The following is a 15,552-nucleotide window of genomic DNA, read 5'->3' on the forward strand; positions in this document are numbered from 1 at the left end:
TTAGTAGGCACGCCCACGGGCCGAAACGGGCCAGACGGTTTCAACCACACCGTTGCGCACACCGACATACCAGTCATGGACGTTGCAGGTGGGGTCGCAATGGCCCGGCACCAGATGCAACTTGTCGTTCACTTTCAAGGCGCCGCTTGGGTCAGACACCACGCCATGTTCGTCCGAGCATTTGACGTATTCCACATCGGTGCGCCCAAAGACGACCGGAAGGCCGGAGTCTACCGATTGCGCCTTCAGCCCTGCATCCACAATCGCCTTATCGGCCTTGGCGTGGGACATCACGGAGGTGAGGATAAACAACGCGTTTTCCCATTCGCCCTGATCGATCCGCGCGCCGTTTTCATCAAGGATACGGCCATAGTCGGCATCCATGAAGGCGTAGGAGCCACACTGCAACTCGTTGAAAATGTTGGATTTGCTCTCGAAGTAATAGCTGCCCGTGCCGCCGCCGCCGATGATGTCACTCTCTAGCCCTTCGGCCTTCAGCGCGTCGACCGCGTCGACGACCATGTCGATGGCGATCTGGGTTTTCTCTTGGCGCTCTTCGTAGTTATCAAGGTGCTGCATCGCGCCTTGGTAGGCTTGGATACCGGCGTATTTCAGACCCTCGGCGGCGTCGATGGCCTTGGCGATTTCCACCACTTCGGGGGTTGTCGTTACGCCGCAGCGACCCGCGCCGCAGTCAATCTCCACCAGACATTCGATCTGGGTGCCGTGCTTATGGGCAGCAGCGGAGAGTTCCGACACATTGGCGAGATCATCGACACAGCAAATCGTGCGGGCGCCAAGTTTCGGCATCTGGGCGAGGCGGTCGATCTTCAGCGGGTCACGCACTTGGTTAGAGACGAGCACATCTTTGATCCCGCCTCGGGCAAAAACCTCGGCCTCGGACACTTTTTGGCAGCAGACACCGCATGCGCCGCCCAAATCCATTTGCAACAGCGCCACATCGACGGATTTGTGCATCTTGCCGTGGATCCGGTGGCGCATCCCGTGGGCCTTTGCGTAGTCGCCCATCTTCTTGATGTTGCGCTCCAGCGCATCGAGGTCGAGCACCAGCGCGGGTGTTTGCACCTCGGCAGCTTTCATGCCGGGCTTGGCGGGGATGTCGAAGCCGACTTCGAAGTCAGAGAAATTTGCGAGGTCTTTCATGGTCTTGTCTCCCATTTGGGGTGTTCGGGTGCCGGGCCAAGGCCCGGTTTACGTGTGCCCGGCCGGTTCCCGGGCCAAGGCCCGGTTTACGGCGGCGGGGTTTGGTAGACCGGGCCTAGGCCCGGGGGCGGGCGTCACGCCATCCAAGGCAACGTGCCCAGGTCCACGTTGCCGCCGGTGATCACGACGCCGACGCGACGGCCTTTGAATACCTCGGGGTTCTTCAGGATCGTGGCCAGCGACACGGCGCTGCTGGGTTCCATCACGATCTTCATGCGGGCCCACATCAGCTTCATGGCGTCGATGATCTCTTGCTCGGAGGCTGTCAGGATTTCGGTGACATGGGTGCTGACGAAGTGCCACGTATTTTCTTTCAACGGCACTTTCAGGCCGTCTGCTACCGTCACGGGGGCGTCGTCGGCGATGATGCGACCCGCCTTGAAGCTGCGGTAGGCATCATCGGCTTGCTCGGGTTCTGCGGCGAAGATGTCCACGTCAGGGGCGATGTGAGAGAGCGTCAGGCAGCAGCCCGACACCATGCCGCCGCCGCCAATGGGGGCGATGACAGCATCCAAGCCCGCAACCTGGTCCAGCAATTCGCGCGAACATGTCGCTTGCCCCGCGATCACGCGCAAGTCGTTGTAGGGATGCACAAAGTTGGCGCCAGTCGCGGCATGAACCTCGGCGAAGACGGCCTCACGGGAGGTTGTAGAGGGCTCACATTCCGTGATGATCCCGCCGTACCCGCGCACGGCGTCTTTCTTGGCCTGAGGCGCGGTTTTGGGCATGACCACGTGGCAGGGGATGCCCCGGCGGCCCGCGGCGTAGGACAGCGACAGGGCGTGGTTGCCGGACGAATGGGTCGCCACGCCGCGCAGGGCGTCGTCTTCCGACAGGCCGAAGACCGCGTTAGAGGCACCGCGCACCTTGAACGCGCCTGCCTTCTGGAAGTTCTCGCATTTGAAGAACAACTCCGCCCCGGTCAGCTCGTTCAGGTAGGTCGAGGTCAGGACCGGGGTGCGGTGGATATGGGGACGGATGCGATCATGGGCAGCGATCACGTCGTCAAAGCTGAGATGTGGGGGCAGGTCTTTCATCGTCGGGCTCCTTACTCGGCTGCCAAAGCGGTGGCGGCGGCGGATTGGCGATAGATTTCTTGCGCGGCGGCCACGCCTGACCCAAGCGTCACGGGAAGGTCTAGGTCGGCCATTGCCATTTCAGCCGTGGCGATGCCGGACAGCGCCATCACGTCCGTCAGCATCCCAAGGTGACCGATCCGGAACACCTTTCCGGCGACATCCCCCAGACCGCCGCCAAAAGCGACGGCATAGCGAGTGGCGGCATGGGACACGATCCTGCCCGCGTCAAAGCCCACGGGCGTTTTGATCGCGGATACCGTGTTTGAGTATAGCTCGGGCGAGGTGGCGCAAAGCTCCATCCCCCAGGCGGCCACGGCGGCGCGGACACCGCTGGCGATACGAGCATGGCGGGCGAAGACGTTTTCCAAACCTTCCGCCTCCAGCATTTCGCAAGCCGTTTTCAGCCCGTTCAGCAACCCGACAGAGGGCGTATAGGGGTAAGCGTGGGCAGCGTAGCCCGCCTTCATGTCGCGAATATCAAGGAAGGTGCGCGGCAGGTGCGCGCCCTCAATTGCGGCCATGGCTTTGGGGGACACGCCGATGATCGCAAGGCCCGCAGGCAGCATGAAGCCCTTCTGCGATCCGGTCACGGCGATGTCCACGCCCCAAGCGTCAAACTCGAACGGCATCGACCCGATGGAGGACACGCCGTCCACGAAGAACAGGGCAGGGTGGTTTGCGGCGTCCAACGCGCGGCGCACGCCTGCCACGTCGGAAACAACGCCCGTTGCGGTCTCGTTATGGGTGGCGAGGACGGCTTTGATCTTATGATCTGTGTCGGTGGCGAGCGCCTTGGCGAAGGCGTCCACCGGCAGGCCCTCGCCCCACGGCACGTCAATTTGCATGACGTTCAGCCCGTGCCGCGTGCACATGTCGATCCACTTGTGACTGAACATACCGTTACGCGCGGCCAGCACGGTGTCGCCGGGGCTGAGCGTGTTGGTGATCGCGGCTTCCCATCCGGCTGTGCCTGTGGCGGGGAAAACGAATACCTCGGCCTCGGTCGATTTCATCACACGGGCCACGCCCGCCAAGGCAGGGTGGAGGATATCAGGGAACGCGGCAGAGCGGTGATCCATGGTGGGAATATCGCAGGCGCGGCGCAGCACTTCGGGCATATTGGTGGGGCCGGGGATGAACACGGGGTTTTGGCTGGACATGGGCGGGCTCCTATTGGGTTGGGGGCAACGTAGAAGCCAGCTCAGACAACTGCAATTTTTTTGAAATCATTTTTCATGTGGGCGGGATGCGATTTTTATTAAGTCTTTACAGTCAGTTGTTATTTTTCATATGGTGAAATAGAATTTCAACTTTGCGGGGCGCGCCGATGTCTGATCCTGAAAACACTCCGTCTCGCCGCGCGCGCGGACGGCCGCGCGACTGGGATGACAAGACCGCGCAGAACACCATCAAGTCCCTCGACCGGGCGATGGAGGTGTTGGAGCATCTGAGCGAAACCCCCGGCGCGACGCTGTCCCGGCTGGCCGAGGATCTGAGCCAATCGCCTGCCACCGTTTACCGAATTCTGGTGACGCTGGAGGGGCGCGGGCTGGTGGAGTTTGACCCCGCCGCACAGCATTGGCACATCGGCGCGCGGGCCTTTGTGATCGGCGCCCGCTATCTGCGGCGCACGACGCTGGTGGACCGCGCCCGCCCCATCATGCGCCGGTTGATGGAGGAGACAGGAGAAACCGCGAACCTTGGAATTGCGCGTGATACCAGCGTGTTATTCGTCAGTCAGGTGGAAACGACAGCTACCATTCGCGCCTTTTTCGCACCCGGTACGCTGTCGCCCATGCATGCCAGCGGCATCGGAAAGGCCTTGCTCGCCCAGATGAGCGATGATCGCCTGTCCCGGCTGATCGCCACCGCGCCATTGGATCAGTTTACCGCCCGGACGTTGACCGAACCCGCCACCCTAAGGGCCGACCTAGAGGCCACGCGCGACCGGGGCTTTGCCTTTGACGATGAAGAGAAGAACGAGGGAATGCGCTGCATCGCGGCCCCGGTTTTTGATCTGAGCGGAGAGGCCGTTGCAGGAATCAGCGTATCGGGCCCTGCCAGCCGGGTGACGACAGCGCAAATGGCCTCTTTGGCCGAGGCCGTGATGGCAGCCGCTGCCGAATTGTCGGCAGCAATGGGGGCGGAAACACCCGCACGCTGATACTTGCGAGGGCGGGGGAGAATCTGTTACACATGTAACTGCTGTGCATCTTGCGATGCCCATGCCCCGCGGGCCGGGATTTGTTTGTTGCGTGAAGGGCACGTTCCACGCGACGTTCAAAAACAGGAGACCCGATATGGGACCATTCCCCCACGACGCCCCGAAATCCGTAATCGACGCCACCAATGTGGCTGGCACCGATGGTTTTGAGTTCGTCGAATTCGCTCACCCCAATCCGGCCGAGCTGGAAACTCTGTTTCAATCCATGGGCTACGTCGAAGTGGCGCGGCACAAGACCCGAGATATCAGCCTCTATCGCCAGGGCGACATTAACTACGTTCTGAACCGAGAGCCGAACACCCACGCCGCCCGCTTCGTACAAGATCATGGGCCCTGCGCCCCGGCGATGGCATGGCGCTGCGTTGATGCCGCCCACGCGCTGAAGTGTGCGGTGGATTATGGGGCCGAAGAATATACCGGCGACGATAAAACGCTGGACGTTCCTGCGGTTGTCGGCATCGGCGGCTCGCTTCTTTACTTCATCGACACCTATGGCGACCAAAGCCCCTATGAGGCTGAATTCGACTGGCTTGCAGAGGCCGACCCGAAGCCGTTTGGCGCAGGGTTCTATTACCTCGATCACCTGACCCACAATGTGATGCGCGGGAACATGTCCACTTGGTATGATTTCTACGCCAAGGCATTCAACTTCAAGGAAATCCGCTTCTTTGACATCAAGGGCAAGCAGACGGGCCTGTTCTCACGGGCCCTGACCTCGCCCTGCGGCAAGATCCGTATTCCGATCAACGAAAGCGCCGATGACACTTCGCAGATTGAGGAATACCTGAACGAATACAAAGGCGAAGGCATTCAGCATATCGCCGTGGCGACCAATTCGATTTACGACAGCGTGGACCAGATCGCGGCCAACGGCATCGACTTCATGCCGCCGCCGCCAGACACCTACTACGCCATGAGCCACAAGCGTGTGCACAACCATGAAGAACCGTTGGAGCGCATGAAGCAGCACGGCATCCTGATCGACGGTGAAGGTGTGGTTGACGGGGGCGTGACGCGGATCCTGTTGCAGATCTTCTCAAAAACCGTAATCGGCCCGATCTTCTTCGAGTTCATCCAGCGCAAAGGGGATGACGGCTTTGGTGAGGGCAACTTCAAGGCTCTGTTCGAGAGCATCGAAGAGGATCAAATCCAACGGGGCGTGATCTAGGCGTCCATTGCCGCGCCCACGGCTTTGAGAGCCGGATAGAGGGCGCGGTAACCCGCAAGGCGCGGTGCCAATTCGGCGGCGCGGGCCGGGTCGGGGGTGAACCAGCGGCTCACCTCGGGCTTGGTGGCGACGTCCGATGGGGCGCCGCCAAGCGCCATTTGCCCCAAACGCGCGGCCCCCAGGGCGGGGCCAACCTCTGCCGCATCGCTGCGCCCAAGGGGCACTTGGATCACGTCGGCGATCATTTGCAACAGAAAGTCGCTGCGGGTGCCGCCGCCGATGGCCAGAAGCGTGTCGGGTTTCGCGCCGCCCGCGGCCATGGCGGTTTGGGCATCGGCGAAGGTGAAGGCGATGGCCTCCACCACCGCGCGCATCATGGTGCCTTGGGTGGTTGTCTCGGACAGGCCCCAAAACCCCGCGCGAATTTCGTTGTCGCCGTGGGGGGTACGCTCTCCGCTCAGGTAGGGCAGGAACAGTGGGCCGGGGGCGGCGGTTTCGGCCTCGGCCAACAAGTCAGCGATCGGGCGTTGCAGCAGCTCGGCCAACCACGCCATGGGCCGCGCGCCGTTGAGCATGGCGGCCATCTGAAACCACAGGTTCGGCAAGGTGTGGGCGTAGGCGTGGGTCCGGCGCTCGGGGTTTGGCTCACATGTTTTGGTGGTCACAAAGACTTGCCCCGATGTGCCAAGCGAGATGAAGCCATCGCCCGGTGCGACGGCCCCAATCCCCACGGCGCCTGCCGCGCCGTCGCCCGCCCCGGTGGCCACGGGGATGCCTTGAGGCAAGCCAAGGGCAAGGGCCGCATCAGCGCCGAGGTGCCCGGCCACGGCGTGACCCGCCAGCACAGGGGGCAGCCACGCGATATCAGTGGCGGAGGCATCGCACAAAGCCTGCGACCATTGACCGGAATGTTGATTAAACCATGATGTTCCCGCCGCGTCAGACGGGTCTGTCGCCAAGTTTCCATGCAGGTACAGCCCCACATAATCCTTGGGTAGAAGCACATGGGCAATACGGGCGTGAACCTCTGGCTCATGGCGGCTGAGCCATAGCAGTTTGGGCGCAGTGAATCCGGGCATGGGGGGGACGCCGGTGATATGTCCGATTTCGGGCACGGCGGCGCTCATCGCGGCACATTCGGCCACGGCGCGGCCATCGTTCCATAAGATCGCGGGGCGCAGGGGTTTGCGGTTCTCATCCAAGGTTACAGCGCCGTGCATTTGGCCCGACAGGCCGATGACCTTGATCGTTTCGCGCAGATTGGCAGGCAAGCCCGCCATCGCCACGCCTAGGGCGGCAATCCAAGCGTCGGGCGCTTGTTCGCTGGCTCCGGTGAATGGGTGTTGAGAGGTCAGCGGCCCCTCGGACGTTGCCACAACCTCGCCCGCGTCGTCAGTCACGCAGACCTTGATTGCCGAGGTGCCCATATCAATGCCCAGATGTGCCACATGCGTCCCTTTCGAAGTAACGTGAAAGGGTAAACCTGCCGCCTGTTCCGGTGTCAATTGAGGCTTGGTCAGACCGCTCCAACCGGTCAACCCGATTGTTGCCTAGTCAAGCACGGTGGACAGCCCTTGGGGGCCTGCCAAGAAATCGAGAAAACTGCGTACCTTGGCGGGCAGATAGCTGCGGTCGGTGTAAATGGCGTGGATGTCCAATGTGGGCCATTCAACATGGGGTAGCACAACTTCAAGCCGCCCCGCTTGCAGATCCTCGTGGGTGACCCAATTGGGCATCATCGCAAACCCCATGCCCGCGACGGTGGCTTGGTGCAGCAGGCCTTCATTGGCGCTGACCACGATTGGGTTCAATTTCACGTCCAATCCAGTGGCGCCACCAAATTGGAGATGGCCGTCGGCGGCAACTCGGGAATAGGCCAGCATCGGTGCGCCGGTGAGGTCGGCGGCAGATTGAGGGCGGGTGAAGCGGTCCAAAAACTCTGGGGCGGCGACAAGTTGAAATGTGGCTTTGGCCAGTTTGCGGGCGATCAACCCATCATCCAGATCAAACGCCACCCGCAACACCAGATCAACGCCTTCTTCGACCATGTTGATCTTCCGTCCGCTCAGGTCGAGATCAAGGGTCACCTCGGGGTTCGTGCGGTGGTAGGCGGTCAGTATTCTCGCAAATGCTGGGGTGGCCATCCACACGGGCATCGACACTTTGAGCCGCCCCCGTGGGGACAACGTGTCGGAGGATAGCTGAGCCTCCACCTCATCCACGCCTTCAAGAAGCGGGCGCACGGCCAAAAGGTATCGCGCGCCTGCTTCCGTCAAAGAGACATTGCGACTGTTACGGTTCAGCAGGCGGGCCCCGACGCGGGCCTCGACGTGCTGGACGTGTTTGCTGGTCATCGCGGCGGACAAGCCCAAACGGTCCGCCGCGGCGGTGAAGCTCTTGTGGTCTGCCACTTCGGCAAAGACGCGGAGGCTTAGAAGCGTGTCCAGATCATCAACTCATAGTAAATGGTGTCTCAAATAATAGGGCAATGATCTTCGTTTGGGAAACGTTTAGTTCTGGCGCCATCAAGTGAACACGCGGCCCGCCGGGTCGCCTTTTTTGAAAGTACGAAAAATGACGACGATTAACACAAACACACAACCGACAAGCAAAGCCTGGAACATCGGTCTTTGGGTCGCTCAAGTGGCCTTGGCTGCCATGTTCCTGATGGCCGGCTTTATGAAGTTGACCTCTGCCCCCGCTGACATGGTCGCTATGGGGATGCTTTGGGCCGAGAACACGCCCGTGGCCTTGATCCGCTTTATCGGCACAGCCGAGGTGCTTGGCGCGATTGGTGTGATCCTGCCAGCGGCCACCCGCATCATGCCTGACCTCACCAAACTCGCGGCTCTGGGGCTGGCGGTTATCATGGTCCTTGCCTTCGGTCTGCATGCCGTGCGCGGCGAATTCGAAGTGCTGCCAATGAACGTGATCTTGTTTGCCTTGGCTGGCCTTGTCATCTGGGGTCGCACCAAGAAGGCACCCATCGCGCCCCGGGGCTAAGCGTCTGATATCGCCGCATTCCACCCCCTTTGCGGGTGGGGTGCGGCCCTTCTTTCCTCGTCAGTTAAGGGGTCGCCATTATGTCTATACTTTCCCTCGTCAAGAATTCCGAACCCGCAGCGACAACCGATCGTCTGTCTTGGGGCGTGGTAGAGCTTCAGGTCACAGATCTTGAGCGTGCCGTTGCGTTCTGGACCTCGGCCCTTGGTTTGGTCGACCGCAACCATGCAGCCCCCGGTGTGGCTTTGGGCACGGCAGAGCGCACGCTATTCGTGCTGCATTCTGGCGCTACTGCCCCGGTAGAGGCCGCCTTTACAGGCATGTATCACGTTGCAATTGGCGTGCGCAGTCAGGCTGAATTCTCGCGCATGTTGGCGCGGTTGCTTCATCTGCAAATACCAGTCAGCCCGACCGATCATCTGATGTCGAAATCTCTGTATCTGGTCGATCCCGATGGACTGGAGATCGAGATCACCTTTGAAACACCTGGGCGGTTCGGCCGCATGGGCGACATGTCGCGCGGGCTGATCATGTTCGATGCCGAGGGTCGCCCCCACAATGGCCGCGAGGCGTTAAACCTGTCCGAGGAACTAGCCCACGCAGAGACAGCAGACCTGATGGCCCCTTTGGCCGATGATAGCTACCTGGCGCACCTGCATTTCAAGGTGGCCGCGCTAGAGCCGGCATTGGACTGGTACAAAAGACTGGGCTTTCAAAACCACCTGACGCTTGCAGGTTGGGGCTTTGCGGATATGGGGGCAGGTAAGCCCAATACGCACCGTTTGGCGATGAACACCTGGGCCGGACCAAACCGCCCCGCTGCTCCGGATCATATGGCGCGGTTGCTGCGCTATGAGGTGATCGCCCACGATCCCGCCCTGTTGGAAAATGCGGGCCTGCAACGAAACGGCGATTCTGCCCACGGGATTGATCCCACCGGTGTCGAAATCACCTTGCGGACTGTAACGAGTGGAAAGGACGCATGATGGACCTGTCTTCGCAAACCTATCGCCCGTCGCAGATTGCCCTGCACTGGGTCGTCGTCCTCGGCATTCTTGTGCAATGGATCGCGAATGAACAGATCGTCCGCGTGGTCGAGGCGATGCAAACCGGCGTTACCCCGGTCAGCGCGGATGTCACCATGGCTTGGGTGCATGTGTCCGTGGGCTCGCTGATCTTTCTGGCGGTCTTGGCCCGGCTGTTCCTGCGCTATCGCTATGGTGTACCCGGCCACGCCCCCGGCACCCCAAAGGCGCAGGCGCTAATCGCCACTTGGATGCACCGCGCCCTTTATGCGGCTCTGTTCGGGATGGTGATTACCGGTGGCCTGACATGGAACGGCGTCGCGCCGTTGGGGGGCATTCACTTCGGCCTCAATAACGTGCTTTTTGGGTTAGCAGCCCTCCACGGGGCCGCGGCAGTATTCAACCAATTTATCCGCAAAGACGGCACCCTGCGCCGGATGATCCCGGCCCTTAAGGGGTAGCGATAAAAATTCGCAGTAGCGGCGACTGAAACGGGCCGCTATTGCGTGTAACGCCCATTGTCCCGGCAATGTAGGAGGCCTTTCGATGCGTAACTTCCTCTCTCGGACCCACCCTTTCTTGCTTTGGCTGGTGCCGGCGTTGCCCGCCATCGCCATGACCTATGACGCGCTGACCTCGGCCAATCCAAGAGTGTTCCACATTCTGGTGCATCCGTCTGGCGAAACCTCGGCCAGATTGCTGATAGTCACCTTAATGGCCACGCCTTTGGCGATGTTGTTGAAGGGGTGGCGAGGGCCGCAATGGATGAAACGCAATCGCCGATATCTGGGCGTTGCGGCGTTCGGTTATGCCTTGTTGCACACGGTCTTTTACTTGCTCGACAAAGCCTCTGCCGCGACGGTGCTGGCCGAACTTTCGCGCCTGTACATCTGGACCGGCTGGATCGCGTTCCTGATCTTCGTGCCCTTGGCGGCAACCTCGTTGGATTTCTTCGTGCGCAAGATGGGGACGTGGTGGAAATGGCTGCAACGCTGGACCTATGGAGCGGCAGTGTTGACGCTAGTCCATTGGGCGGCACTGCATAATTGGAGCGGCTCGGTGCCCGCATTGGTCCACTTTGGTCCGCTTATCGCGCTGGAGGCGTATCGCGTTTGGTACTGGTATCTGCGACCACGGCCCGGTCGCCCCGCGGCGGGTTAGGCGGAGCGCGGGCCTTGGTGGCGGGCCCGGAAACCGGCTACTTCGGGCGTATTGGGAGGGCTTCCGGCGAAAAGCTCCACGTAGTGTTGCACGCGCTCCAGCCTCTCGGTGGGGTCCTCTTCCACTTGCATCGAGATATATCCGACCTGCGTATAAATCACCGTGAGGCTGCGAACCTCGGCCTGTTTCTGCGTGAAGCCGTGGCGTTGAAACATCTGGTCCACGGCCGCAATGCGTTCGGCATCGGCGGCGGCGATTTGGGATTGCAGGGCAGGGGACACGCGGGCCCAATTGCGGATCGCCAGATCAAGCCTTGCGTCAAACAGGTTGGGGTCCAGCCAGCAATCCATCAGGTTGAACAGCGCCTCGTGAATGGTTGCGGCGGGCAGGGTGCAGCGGTCCACCAGATTCCCGGTGTTCTGATTTTCCCATAAAGTCACCATCTGGCTGTGCAATTCGTCCAGATCTTCAAAGAACCAGTAAAAGCCGGTGCGCGTCAGATTTAGCTTTCGCGCCAAAGGCATAACTTTGACAGCATCTATGCCGTCGGAGATCAGCACCTCGTAGGCGGCATTGATCCAAAGCTCTCTGGAGCCGCGCTGACGAGAGGGGGCGTTTGTCATGGGGGTAGAATAGAAAACTTGACATGTATGTCAATTGCTTCAAGGATTGGCGACATGACACCTGTGTCAAGATGAATTGCGCAGTAAACTTCCCTGTCCAGCCAACAGATAGCGAGACTTTTCAATGACCAAAGATCCCTTGCTGCAACCCTACCAGTTGAAACATCTCACCTTGAAGAACCGGATCATGACCACCAGCCATGAACCGGCCTATCCCGAAGATGGGATGCCGAAAGATCGCTATCGTGCCTACCATGAGGAACGGGCAAAAGCGGGCGTTGCGCTAGCTATGACGGCAGGATCGGCGGCGGTTTCCAAGGACAGCCCGCCGGTGTTCAACAACATCCTCGCCTACCAAGATGAGGTCGTGCCGTGGATTCAGAACCTGACCGACGGGTGCCACGAACATGGCTGTGCGGTGATGATCCAGCTGACCCATCTGGGGCGGCGGACTACATGGAACAAGGGCGACTGGCTGCCCTCTGTTTCCTCGTCCAAACATCGCGAACCGGCGCATCGGGCCTTTCCCAAGCTGATCGAGGATTGGGATATCGAGCGCATCATCAACGACTTCGCCGATGCCGCAGAGCGGATGATGGCAGGTGGCATGGATGGGATCGAATTGCAGGTTTACGGCCACCTATTGGACCAGTTCTGGTCGCCCTTGACCAATGATCTGGTGGGGCCGTACGGCGCCGACACGTTGGAAAACCGGATGCGGTTCCCGCTGGACGTTCTGGCGGCCATTCGCAAACGGGTGGGGGACGGGTTCATCGTCGGGTTCCGTTATACGGCGGATGAAGCGCAGAAGGGTGGCATCACGGCTGAGGACGGCTTGAAGATCTCGCAAAAACTGGCCGAGACGGAACAGCTCGACTTCCTGAACGTGGTGCGCGGGCGTATCCATACGGACCCGGCCATGACCGATCTGATCCCGATCCAAGGCATGAAGAACGCCCCGCATCTGGATTTCGTGGGCCAGGTCAAGAAGTTGACGGGAATGCCCACGTTCCATGCGGCGAAAATTCCTGACGTGGCCACCGCCCGTCACGCGGTAGAGGCGGGGCTTTTGGACATGGTCGGCATGACCCGCGCCCATATGGCCGACCCCCACGTGGTCAAGAAGATCATGGAAGGGCGCGAGGATGATATCCGCCCCTGCGTCGGGGCCACCTATTGCCTCGACCGGATCTACGAGACGGGGGACGCATTGTGCATTCACAACGCCGCAACGGGGCGAGAGCTGACCATGCCTCACACCATCCAACCCGCTGAAAAGAAGCGCAAAGTTGTGGTCGTGGGGGCGGGTCCCGCCGGGTTGGAAGCGGCCCGTGTGGCGGCGGAGCGTGGCCATGACGTGACGGTATTTGAAGCGCAGCCTGATCCCGGCGGGCAGGTGCGCCTGACGGCCCAAAGCGCGCGGCGGCGCGAGATGATCTCGATCATTGATTGGCGCATGGCCCAATGCGCGGCCCGCGATGTGACGTTCCATTTCAACGCATGGGCTGAGGTGGAAGACGTGACCGCGTTGAACCCCGACGTGGTGATTATTGCCACCGGCGGCATGCCCAATACCGAGTTGTTCGAGACAGGCCAGGACGCGGCCCATGTCGTGACCTCTTGGGACATTATCTCGGGCGATGTGAAACCGGCCAAGAACGTGCTGATCTATGACGAAAGTGGCGATCACGCGGGCCTTCAGGCCGCCGAGATTGCCGCAGCAGCCGGGTCCACCGTGGAGGTGATGACACCGGACCGAGTTTTCGCAGCGGGCGTTATGGCAATGAACCTGGTGCCCTATATGCGGTCGCTCCAAGACAAGGACGTGACCTTTACCGTCACGCGCCGCTTGCTGGACGTGGCCAAAAACGGCAACCAGCTAACGGCGGTGATCGGCACCGATTACAGTGACCATTCGACCACAAAGGACGTGGATCAGGTGGTGGTCAACTACGGGACCTTGCCGTTGGATGCTTTGTATTTCGACCTCAAACCGCTCAGTTCCAACGGCGGGGCGGTGGATCACGAGGCGCTTATCGAAGGCGTGCCACAAACGGTTGAGCGCAATGCCGATGGAGCGTTTCAACTGTTCCGCATCGGCGATGCGGTGTCCGCCCGCAATACCCACGCCGCCATCTATGACGCGCTTCGGTTGGTGAAAGACCTCTAGGGCGCGCAAGGGCAGGGGCGGTTGCCTCTGCCCGGCGATGCAGCAGGCGTTCAGGTTTCGAAGTAGTTGGGGTTCTCGCGGAAAATCGCGTCGATGGTTTCATCAAGCCGGGATAGGTGGAGCATACCGGCGGCCACTGCGCCTTCGGCGTCGTTGGCTTTGACGCAGTCCGTAATCGCCTGATGGTCTTCTATAAGGGATGGCATTCTGTCTTCTCTCGACAAGCTCAACATACACAGCCGATCCACCCGTGCCTTCTCGAACGAGATCACGTCAAAGGCGAATTCGACTTTGGCGATCTTGCACAAGATGTTGTGGAATTCGTAGTCGAGTTTGCTGAATTCCTCGTAGTTGCCGTCTTCTACTGTGGGCTTTTGAAGCATCAGGTTCGCGTCCAGCTTTACGCTGTCGGAGGGGGTGATTTCCCTTGCCGCGCGACGCAGGACTTCGGCTTCAACGCTGAACCGAACGAACCGCGACTTGGTAATTTCACGCAAAGAAAAGCGCTTCACCTCGGTCGCCTTCTGCGGCTGGATTAACAACAGATCAAGGTTTTCCAGGCGGCTGAACGCATCGCGCACAGGTTGGCGGGAAACCCCGAACTGCGAGGCGATCTCTGCCTCCGATATCTTGTCGCCCGGCATAAGTTCGAGAGAGGTGATAGAAGCATGGAGGTGGTCGAAGACGACATCGACGCTGGTTCGGCGATCTCTGGTGCGTGCGGATGTAGGCATCTTAAACTCCTTCGGTCAGGACGGACATACTGGCCAAGTTGGGTATTGGCCAGTAACCTCAAGCATAAGCAGGTGTCACCTGTGGTAAAAACCTAGCGGTATGTCTTTAGCAGACCCGCAGGCAGTCCCTTCCAATTTGTTGCTTCTAACTTAGCCGCGGGAGCGGTCAAAAATCAATACTAGTATACCACGCATTTTAAACTAGTATACCAGAGGGCGGCGAATCGTGTCGCTAGAGCGTTGCGGAAGCGGGGCGGGGAGGAGTGCTCTGCCGTTTGCCGCAATAGCCCTAGTCCAAATCTGCGATGTGCGACGCCCAAGAATGATCCAGCGCCAAGCGCCAAAACTGTCGAGGAAAGAAGACCTATGAAACTCGCTAACAAGACTGCAATCATTACTGGTGGTGGGCGCGATATCGGACGGGCCTGCGCCCTGAAACTTGCCGCAGAGGGGGCGAATGTCGCCATCAGCTATTTCGCCAGTAGCGCAGGTGCCGACAGTGCGGTGGCCGAGATCAAGGCCGCAGGCGGCAATGCGATTGCCGTGCAGGCCGATCTCAACCACCAAGAGGGTGTGGACGCGCTGGTTAACGCCACGGTCGAGGCGTTCGGCAGCGTCGATGTCCTGGTCAACAACTCGGGCGGTTTGATCGCGCGCAAAACATTTGCCGAGATGTCGTTGGAGCATTTCAACAACGTCATGTCCCTGAACCTGACCAGCACGTTCATGATGATCAAGGCGGTCGGGCCGCATATGGGGCAGGGCACGATCGTTAACCTCGCCAGCCAAGCCGCCCGTGACGGCGGTGGCCCCGGTTCGGTGGCATACGCGGCCTCCAAGGGCGCGATTATGACGATGACTCGCGGCTTGGCGAAAGAGCTGGGTCCAGACGTGCGCGTGAACGGTCTTTGCCCCGGTATGATCGACACCGATTTCCACAACATCCACACCCCTGACGCGGGCCGCCGCGCCTATGAGGCGAACGCGCCGGTCAAACGCCAAGGCACGCCCGATGACGTAGCGAACCTTGTGCTGTTCCTTGCCTGCGATGACTCGTCGTTCCTTACGGGGACCAACGTCGATATCAACGGCGGCATGTTGTTCAGCTAAAGCTGCGGAAATGTACGAGAAAAGGCGCGGG

The 15,552-nt window shown here is 60.4% G+C and carries 15 protein-coding genes; 8 read left to right on the plus strand and 7 right to left on the minus strand.

Annotation, left to right across the window (positions count from 1 at the left end; translation table 11 throughout):
* The 3 genes from K3728_05805 to K3728_05815 all read right to left on the minus strand — a co-directional run bounded on the left by K3728_05805 (position 1) and on the right by K3728_05815 (position 3,463).
* Entirely contained in the window at positions 1 to 1,164 is a 1,164-nt protein-coding gene (locus tag K3728_05805) for a DSD1 family PLP-dependent enzyme (protein UWQ96742.1), read from the minus strand.
* 134 nt (positions 1,165 to 1,298) lie between these two features.
* On the minus strand, positions 1,299 to 2,261 hold the full coding sequence (locus K3728_05810; protein ID UWQ96743.1) for a pyridoxal-phosphate dependent enzyme: 963 nt from the start codon (positions 2,259 to 2,261) through the stop codon (positions 1,299 to 1,301).
* An 11-nt stretch (positions 2,262 to 2,272) separates the two neighbouring features.
* Positions 2,273 to 3,463, minus strand: coding sequence for an aminotransferase class V-fold PLP-dependent enzyme (locus K3728_05815; GenBank protein ID UWQ96744.1), 1,191 nt, complete (start codon positions 3,461 to 3,463; stop codon positions 2,273 to 2,275).
* Between the two features lie 167 nt (positions 3,464 to 3,630).
* Here K3728_05815 and K3728_05820 point away from each other — a divergent pair, with 167 nt between their 5' ends.
* Both K3728_05820 and hppD read left to right on the plus strand, forming a co-directional pair.
* Positions 3,631 to 4,467 carry an IclR family transcriptional regulator gene (locus K3728_05820; protein ID UWQ96745.1) on the plus strand — a complete coding sequence of 279 codons (837 nt, stop codon included), beginning with the start codon at positions 3,631 to 3,633 and terminating at the stop codon, positions 4,465 to 4,467.
* A 136-nt stretch (positions 4,468 to 4,603) separates the two neighbouring features.
* Positions 4,604 to 5,695, plus strand: a complete 1,092-nt coding sequence (gene hppD, locus K3728_05825; GenBank protein UWQ96746.1) for a 4-hydroxyphenylpyruvate dioxygenase — start codon at positions 4,604 to 4,606, stop codon at positions 5,693 to 5,695.
* Here the strand turns inward: hppD and xylB are convergent.
* Positions 5,692 to 7,143 (minus strand): xylulokinase, encoded by a 1,452-nt coding sequence (gene xylB / locus K3728_05830; GenBank protein ID UWQ96747.1) that lies wholly within the window; start codon positions 7,141 to 7,143, stop codon positions 5,692 to 5,694. The two genes, hppD and xylB, sit on opposite strands and share 4 nt — an antisense overlap.
* A 102-nt stretch (positions 7,144 to 7,245) precedes the next feature.
* On the minus strand, positions 7,246 to 8,106 hold the full coding sequence (locus K3728_05835; GenBank protein UWQ96748.1) for a LysR family transcriptional regulator: 861 nt from the start codon (positions 8,104 to 8,106) through the stop codon (positions 7,246 to 7,248).
* Between the two features lie 163 nt (positions 8,107 to 8,269).
* Here K3728_05835 and K3728_05840 point away from each other — a divergent pair, with 163 nt between their 5' ends.
* The 4 genes from K3728_05840 to K3728_05855 all read left to right on the plus strand — a co-directional run bounded on the left by K3728_05840 (position 8,270) and on the right by K3728_05855 (position 10,884).
* Positions 8,270 to 8,698 (plus strand): DoxX family protein, encoded by a 429-nt coding sequence (locus K3728_05840; protein ID UWQ96749.1) that lies wholly within the window; start codon positions 8,270 to 8,272, stop codon positions 8,696 to 8,698.
* Between the two features lie 80 nt (positions 8,699 to 8,778).
* Positions 8,779 to 9,684 carry a VOC family protein gene (locus tag K3728_05845; GenBank protein UWQ96750.1) on the plus strand — a complete coding sequence of 302 codons (906 nt, stop codon included), beginning with the start codon at positions 8,779 to 8,781 and terminating at the stop codon, positions 9,682 to 9,684.
* Positions 9,681 to 10,184, plus strand: coding sequence for a cytochrome b/b6 domain-containing protein (locus K3728_05850; protein ID UWQ96751.1), 504 nt, complete (start codon positions 9,681 to 9,683; stop codon positions 10,182 to 10,184). The genes K3728_05845 and K3728_05850 overlap by 4 nt, the downstream gene beginning before the upstream one ends.
* 85 nt (positions 10,185 to 10,269) lie before the next feature.
* Complete coding sequence (locus tag K3728_05855; protein ID UWQ96752.1) at positions 10,270 to 10,884, plus strand: ferric reductase-like transmembrane domain-containing protein; 615 nt, start codon at positions 10,270 to 10,272, stop codon at positions 10,882 to 10,884.
* Here K3728_05855 and K3728_05860 read toward each other — a convergent pair.
* Positions 10,881 to 11,507: a TetR/AcrR family transcriptional regulator gene (locus K3728_05860; GenBank protein ID UWQ96753.1), complete on the minus strand. Its 627-nt coding sequence runs from the start codon at positions 11,505 to 11,507 to the stop codon at positions 10,881 to 10,883. The genes K3728_05855 and K3728_05860 overlap by 4 nt on opposite strands.
* A 124-nt stretch (positions 11,508 to 11,631) precedes the next feature.
* Here K3728_05860 and K3728_05865 point away from each other — a divergent pair, with 124 nt between their 5' ends.
* Entirely contained in the window at positions 11,632 to 13,677 is a 2,046-nt protein-coding gene (locus K3728_05865) for an NADH:flavin oxidoreductase (protein ID UWQ96754.1), read from the plus strand.
* A gap of 50 nt (positions 13,678 to 13,727) precedes the next feature.
* Here K3728_05865 and K3728_05870 read toward each other — a convergent pair whose 3' ends face one another.
* The gene (locus K3728_05870) at positions 13,728 to 14,411 is read right to left on the minus strand and encodes a GntR family transcriptional regulator (protein ID UWQ96755.1); all 684 of its coding nucleotides are present in this window, start codon (positions 14,409 to 14,411) and stop codon (positions 13,728 to 13,730) included.
* 366 nt (positions 14,412 to 14,777) lie between these two features.
* Here K3728_05870 and K3728_05875 point away from each other — a divergent pair, with 366 nt between their 5' ends.
* Positions 14,778 to 15,521 carry a glucose 1-dehydrogenase gene (locus K3728_05875; GenBank protein UWQ96756.1) on the plus strand — a complete coding sequence of 248 codons (744 nt, stop codon included), beginning with the start codon at positions 14,778 to 14,780 and terminating at the stop codon, positions 15,519 to 15,521.
* Positions 15,522 to 15,552: the final 31 nt, after the last annotated feature.

It is taken from the genome of Rhodobacteraceae bacterium M385, from assembly GCA_025141835.1.
Taxonomy (GTDB): domain Bacteria; phylum Pseudomonadota; class Alphaproteobacteria; order Rhodobacterales; family Rhodobacteraceae; genus Gymnodinialimonas.

What these genes read in the sequence shown, in the direction of transcription:
- K3728_05805 (UWQ96742.1), bottom strand. Translation starts at nt 1,164, where the DNA reads ATGAAAGACCTCGCAAATTTCTCTGACTTCGAAGTCGGCTTCGACATC.
- K3728_05810 (UWQ96743.1), bottom strand. Translation starts at nt 2,261, where the DNA reads ATGAAAGACCTGCCCCCACATCTCAGCTTTGACGACGTGATCGCTGCC.
- K3728_05815 (UWQ96744.1), bottom strand. Translation starts at nt 3,463, where the DNA reads ATGTCCAGCCAAAACCCCGTGTTCATCCCCGGCCCCACCAATATGCCC.
- K3728_05820 (UWQ96745.1), top strand. Translation starts at nt 3,631, where the DNA reads ATGTCTGATCCTGAAAACACTCCGTCTCGCCGCGCGCGCGGACGGCCG.
- hppD (UWQ96746.1), top strand. Translation starts at nt 4,604, where the DNA reads ATGGGACCATTCCCCCACGACGCCCCGAAATCCGTAATCGACGCCACC.
- K3728_05840 (UWQ96749.1), top strand. Translation starts at nt 8,270, where the DNA reads ATGACGACGATTAACACAAACACACAACCGACAAGCAAAGCCTGGAAC.
- K3728_05845 (UWQ96750.1), top strand. Translation starts at nt 8,779, where the DNA reads ATGTCTATACTTTCCCTCGTCAAGAATTCCGAACCCGCAGCGACAACC.
- K3728_05850 (UWQ96751.1), top strand. Translation starts at nt 9,681, where the DNA reads ATGATGGACCTGTCTTCGCAAACCTATCGCCCGTCGCAGATTGCCCTG.
- K3728_05855 (UWQ96752.1), top strand. Translation starts at nt 10,270, where the DNA reads ATGCGTAACTTCCTCTCTCGGACCCACCCTTTCTTGCTTTGGCTGGTG.
- K3728_05860 (UWQ96753.1), bottom strand. Translation starts at nt 11,507, where the DNA reads ATGACAAACGCCCCCTCTCGTCAGCGCGGCTCCAGAGAGCTTTGGATC.
- K3728_05865 (UWQ96754.1), top strand. Translation starts at nt 11,632, where the DNA reads ATGACCAAAGATCCCTTGCTGCAACCCTACCAGTTGAAACATCTCACC.
- K3728_05870 (UWQ96755.1), bottom strand. Translation starts at nt 14,411, where the DNA reads ATGCCTACATCCGCACGCACCAGAGATCGCCGAACCAGCGTCGATGTC.
- K3728_05875 (UWQ96756.1), top strand. Translation starts at nt 14,778, where the DNA reads ATGAAACTCGCTAACAAGACTGCAATCATTACTGGTGGTGGGCGCGAT.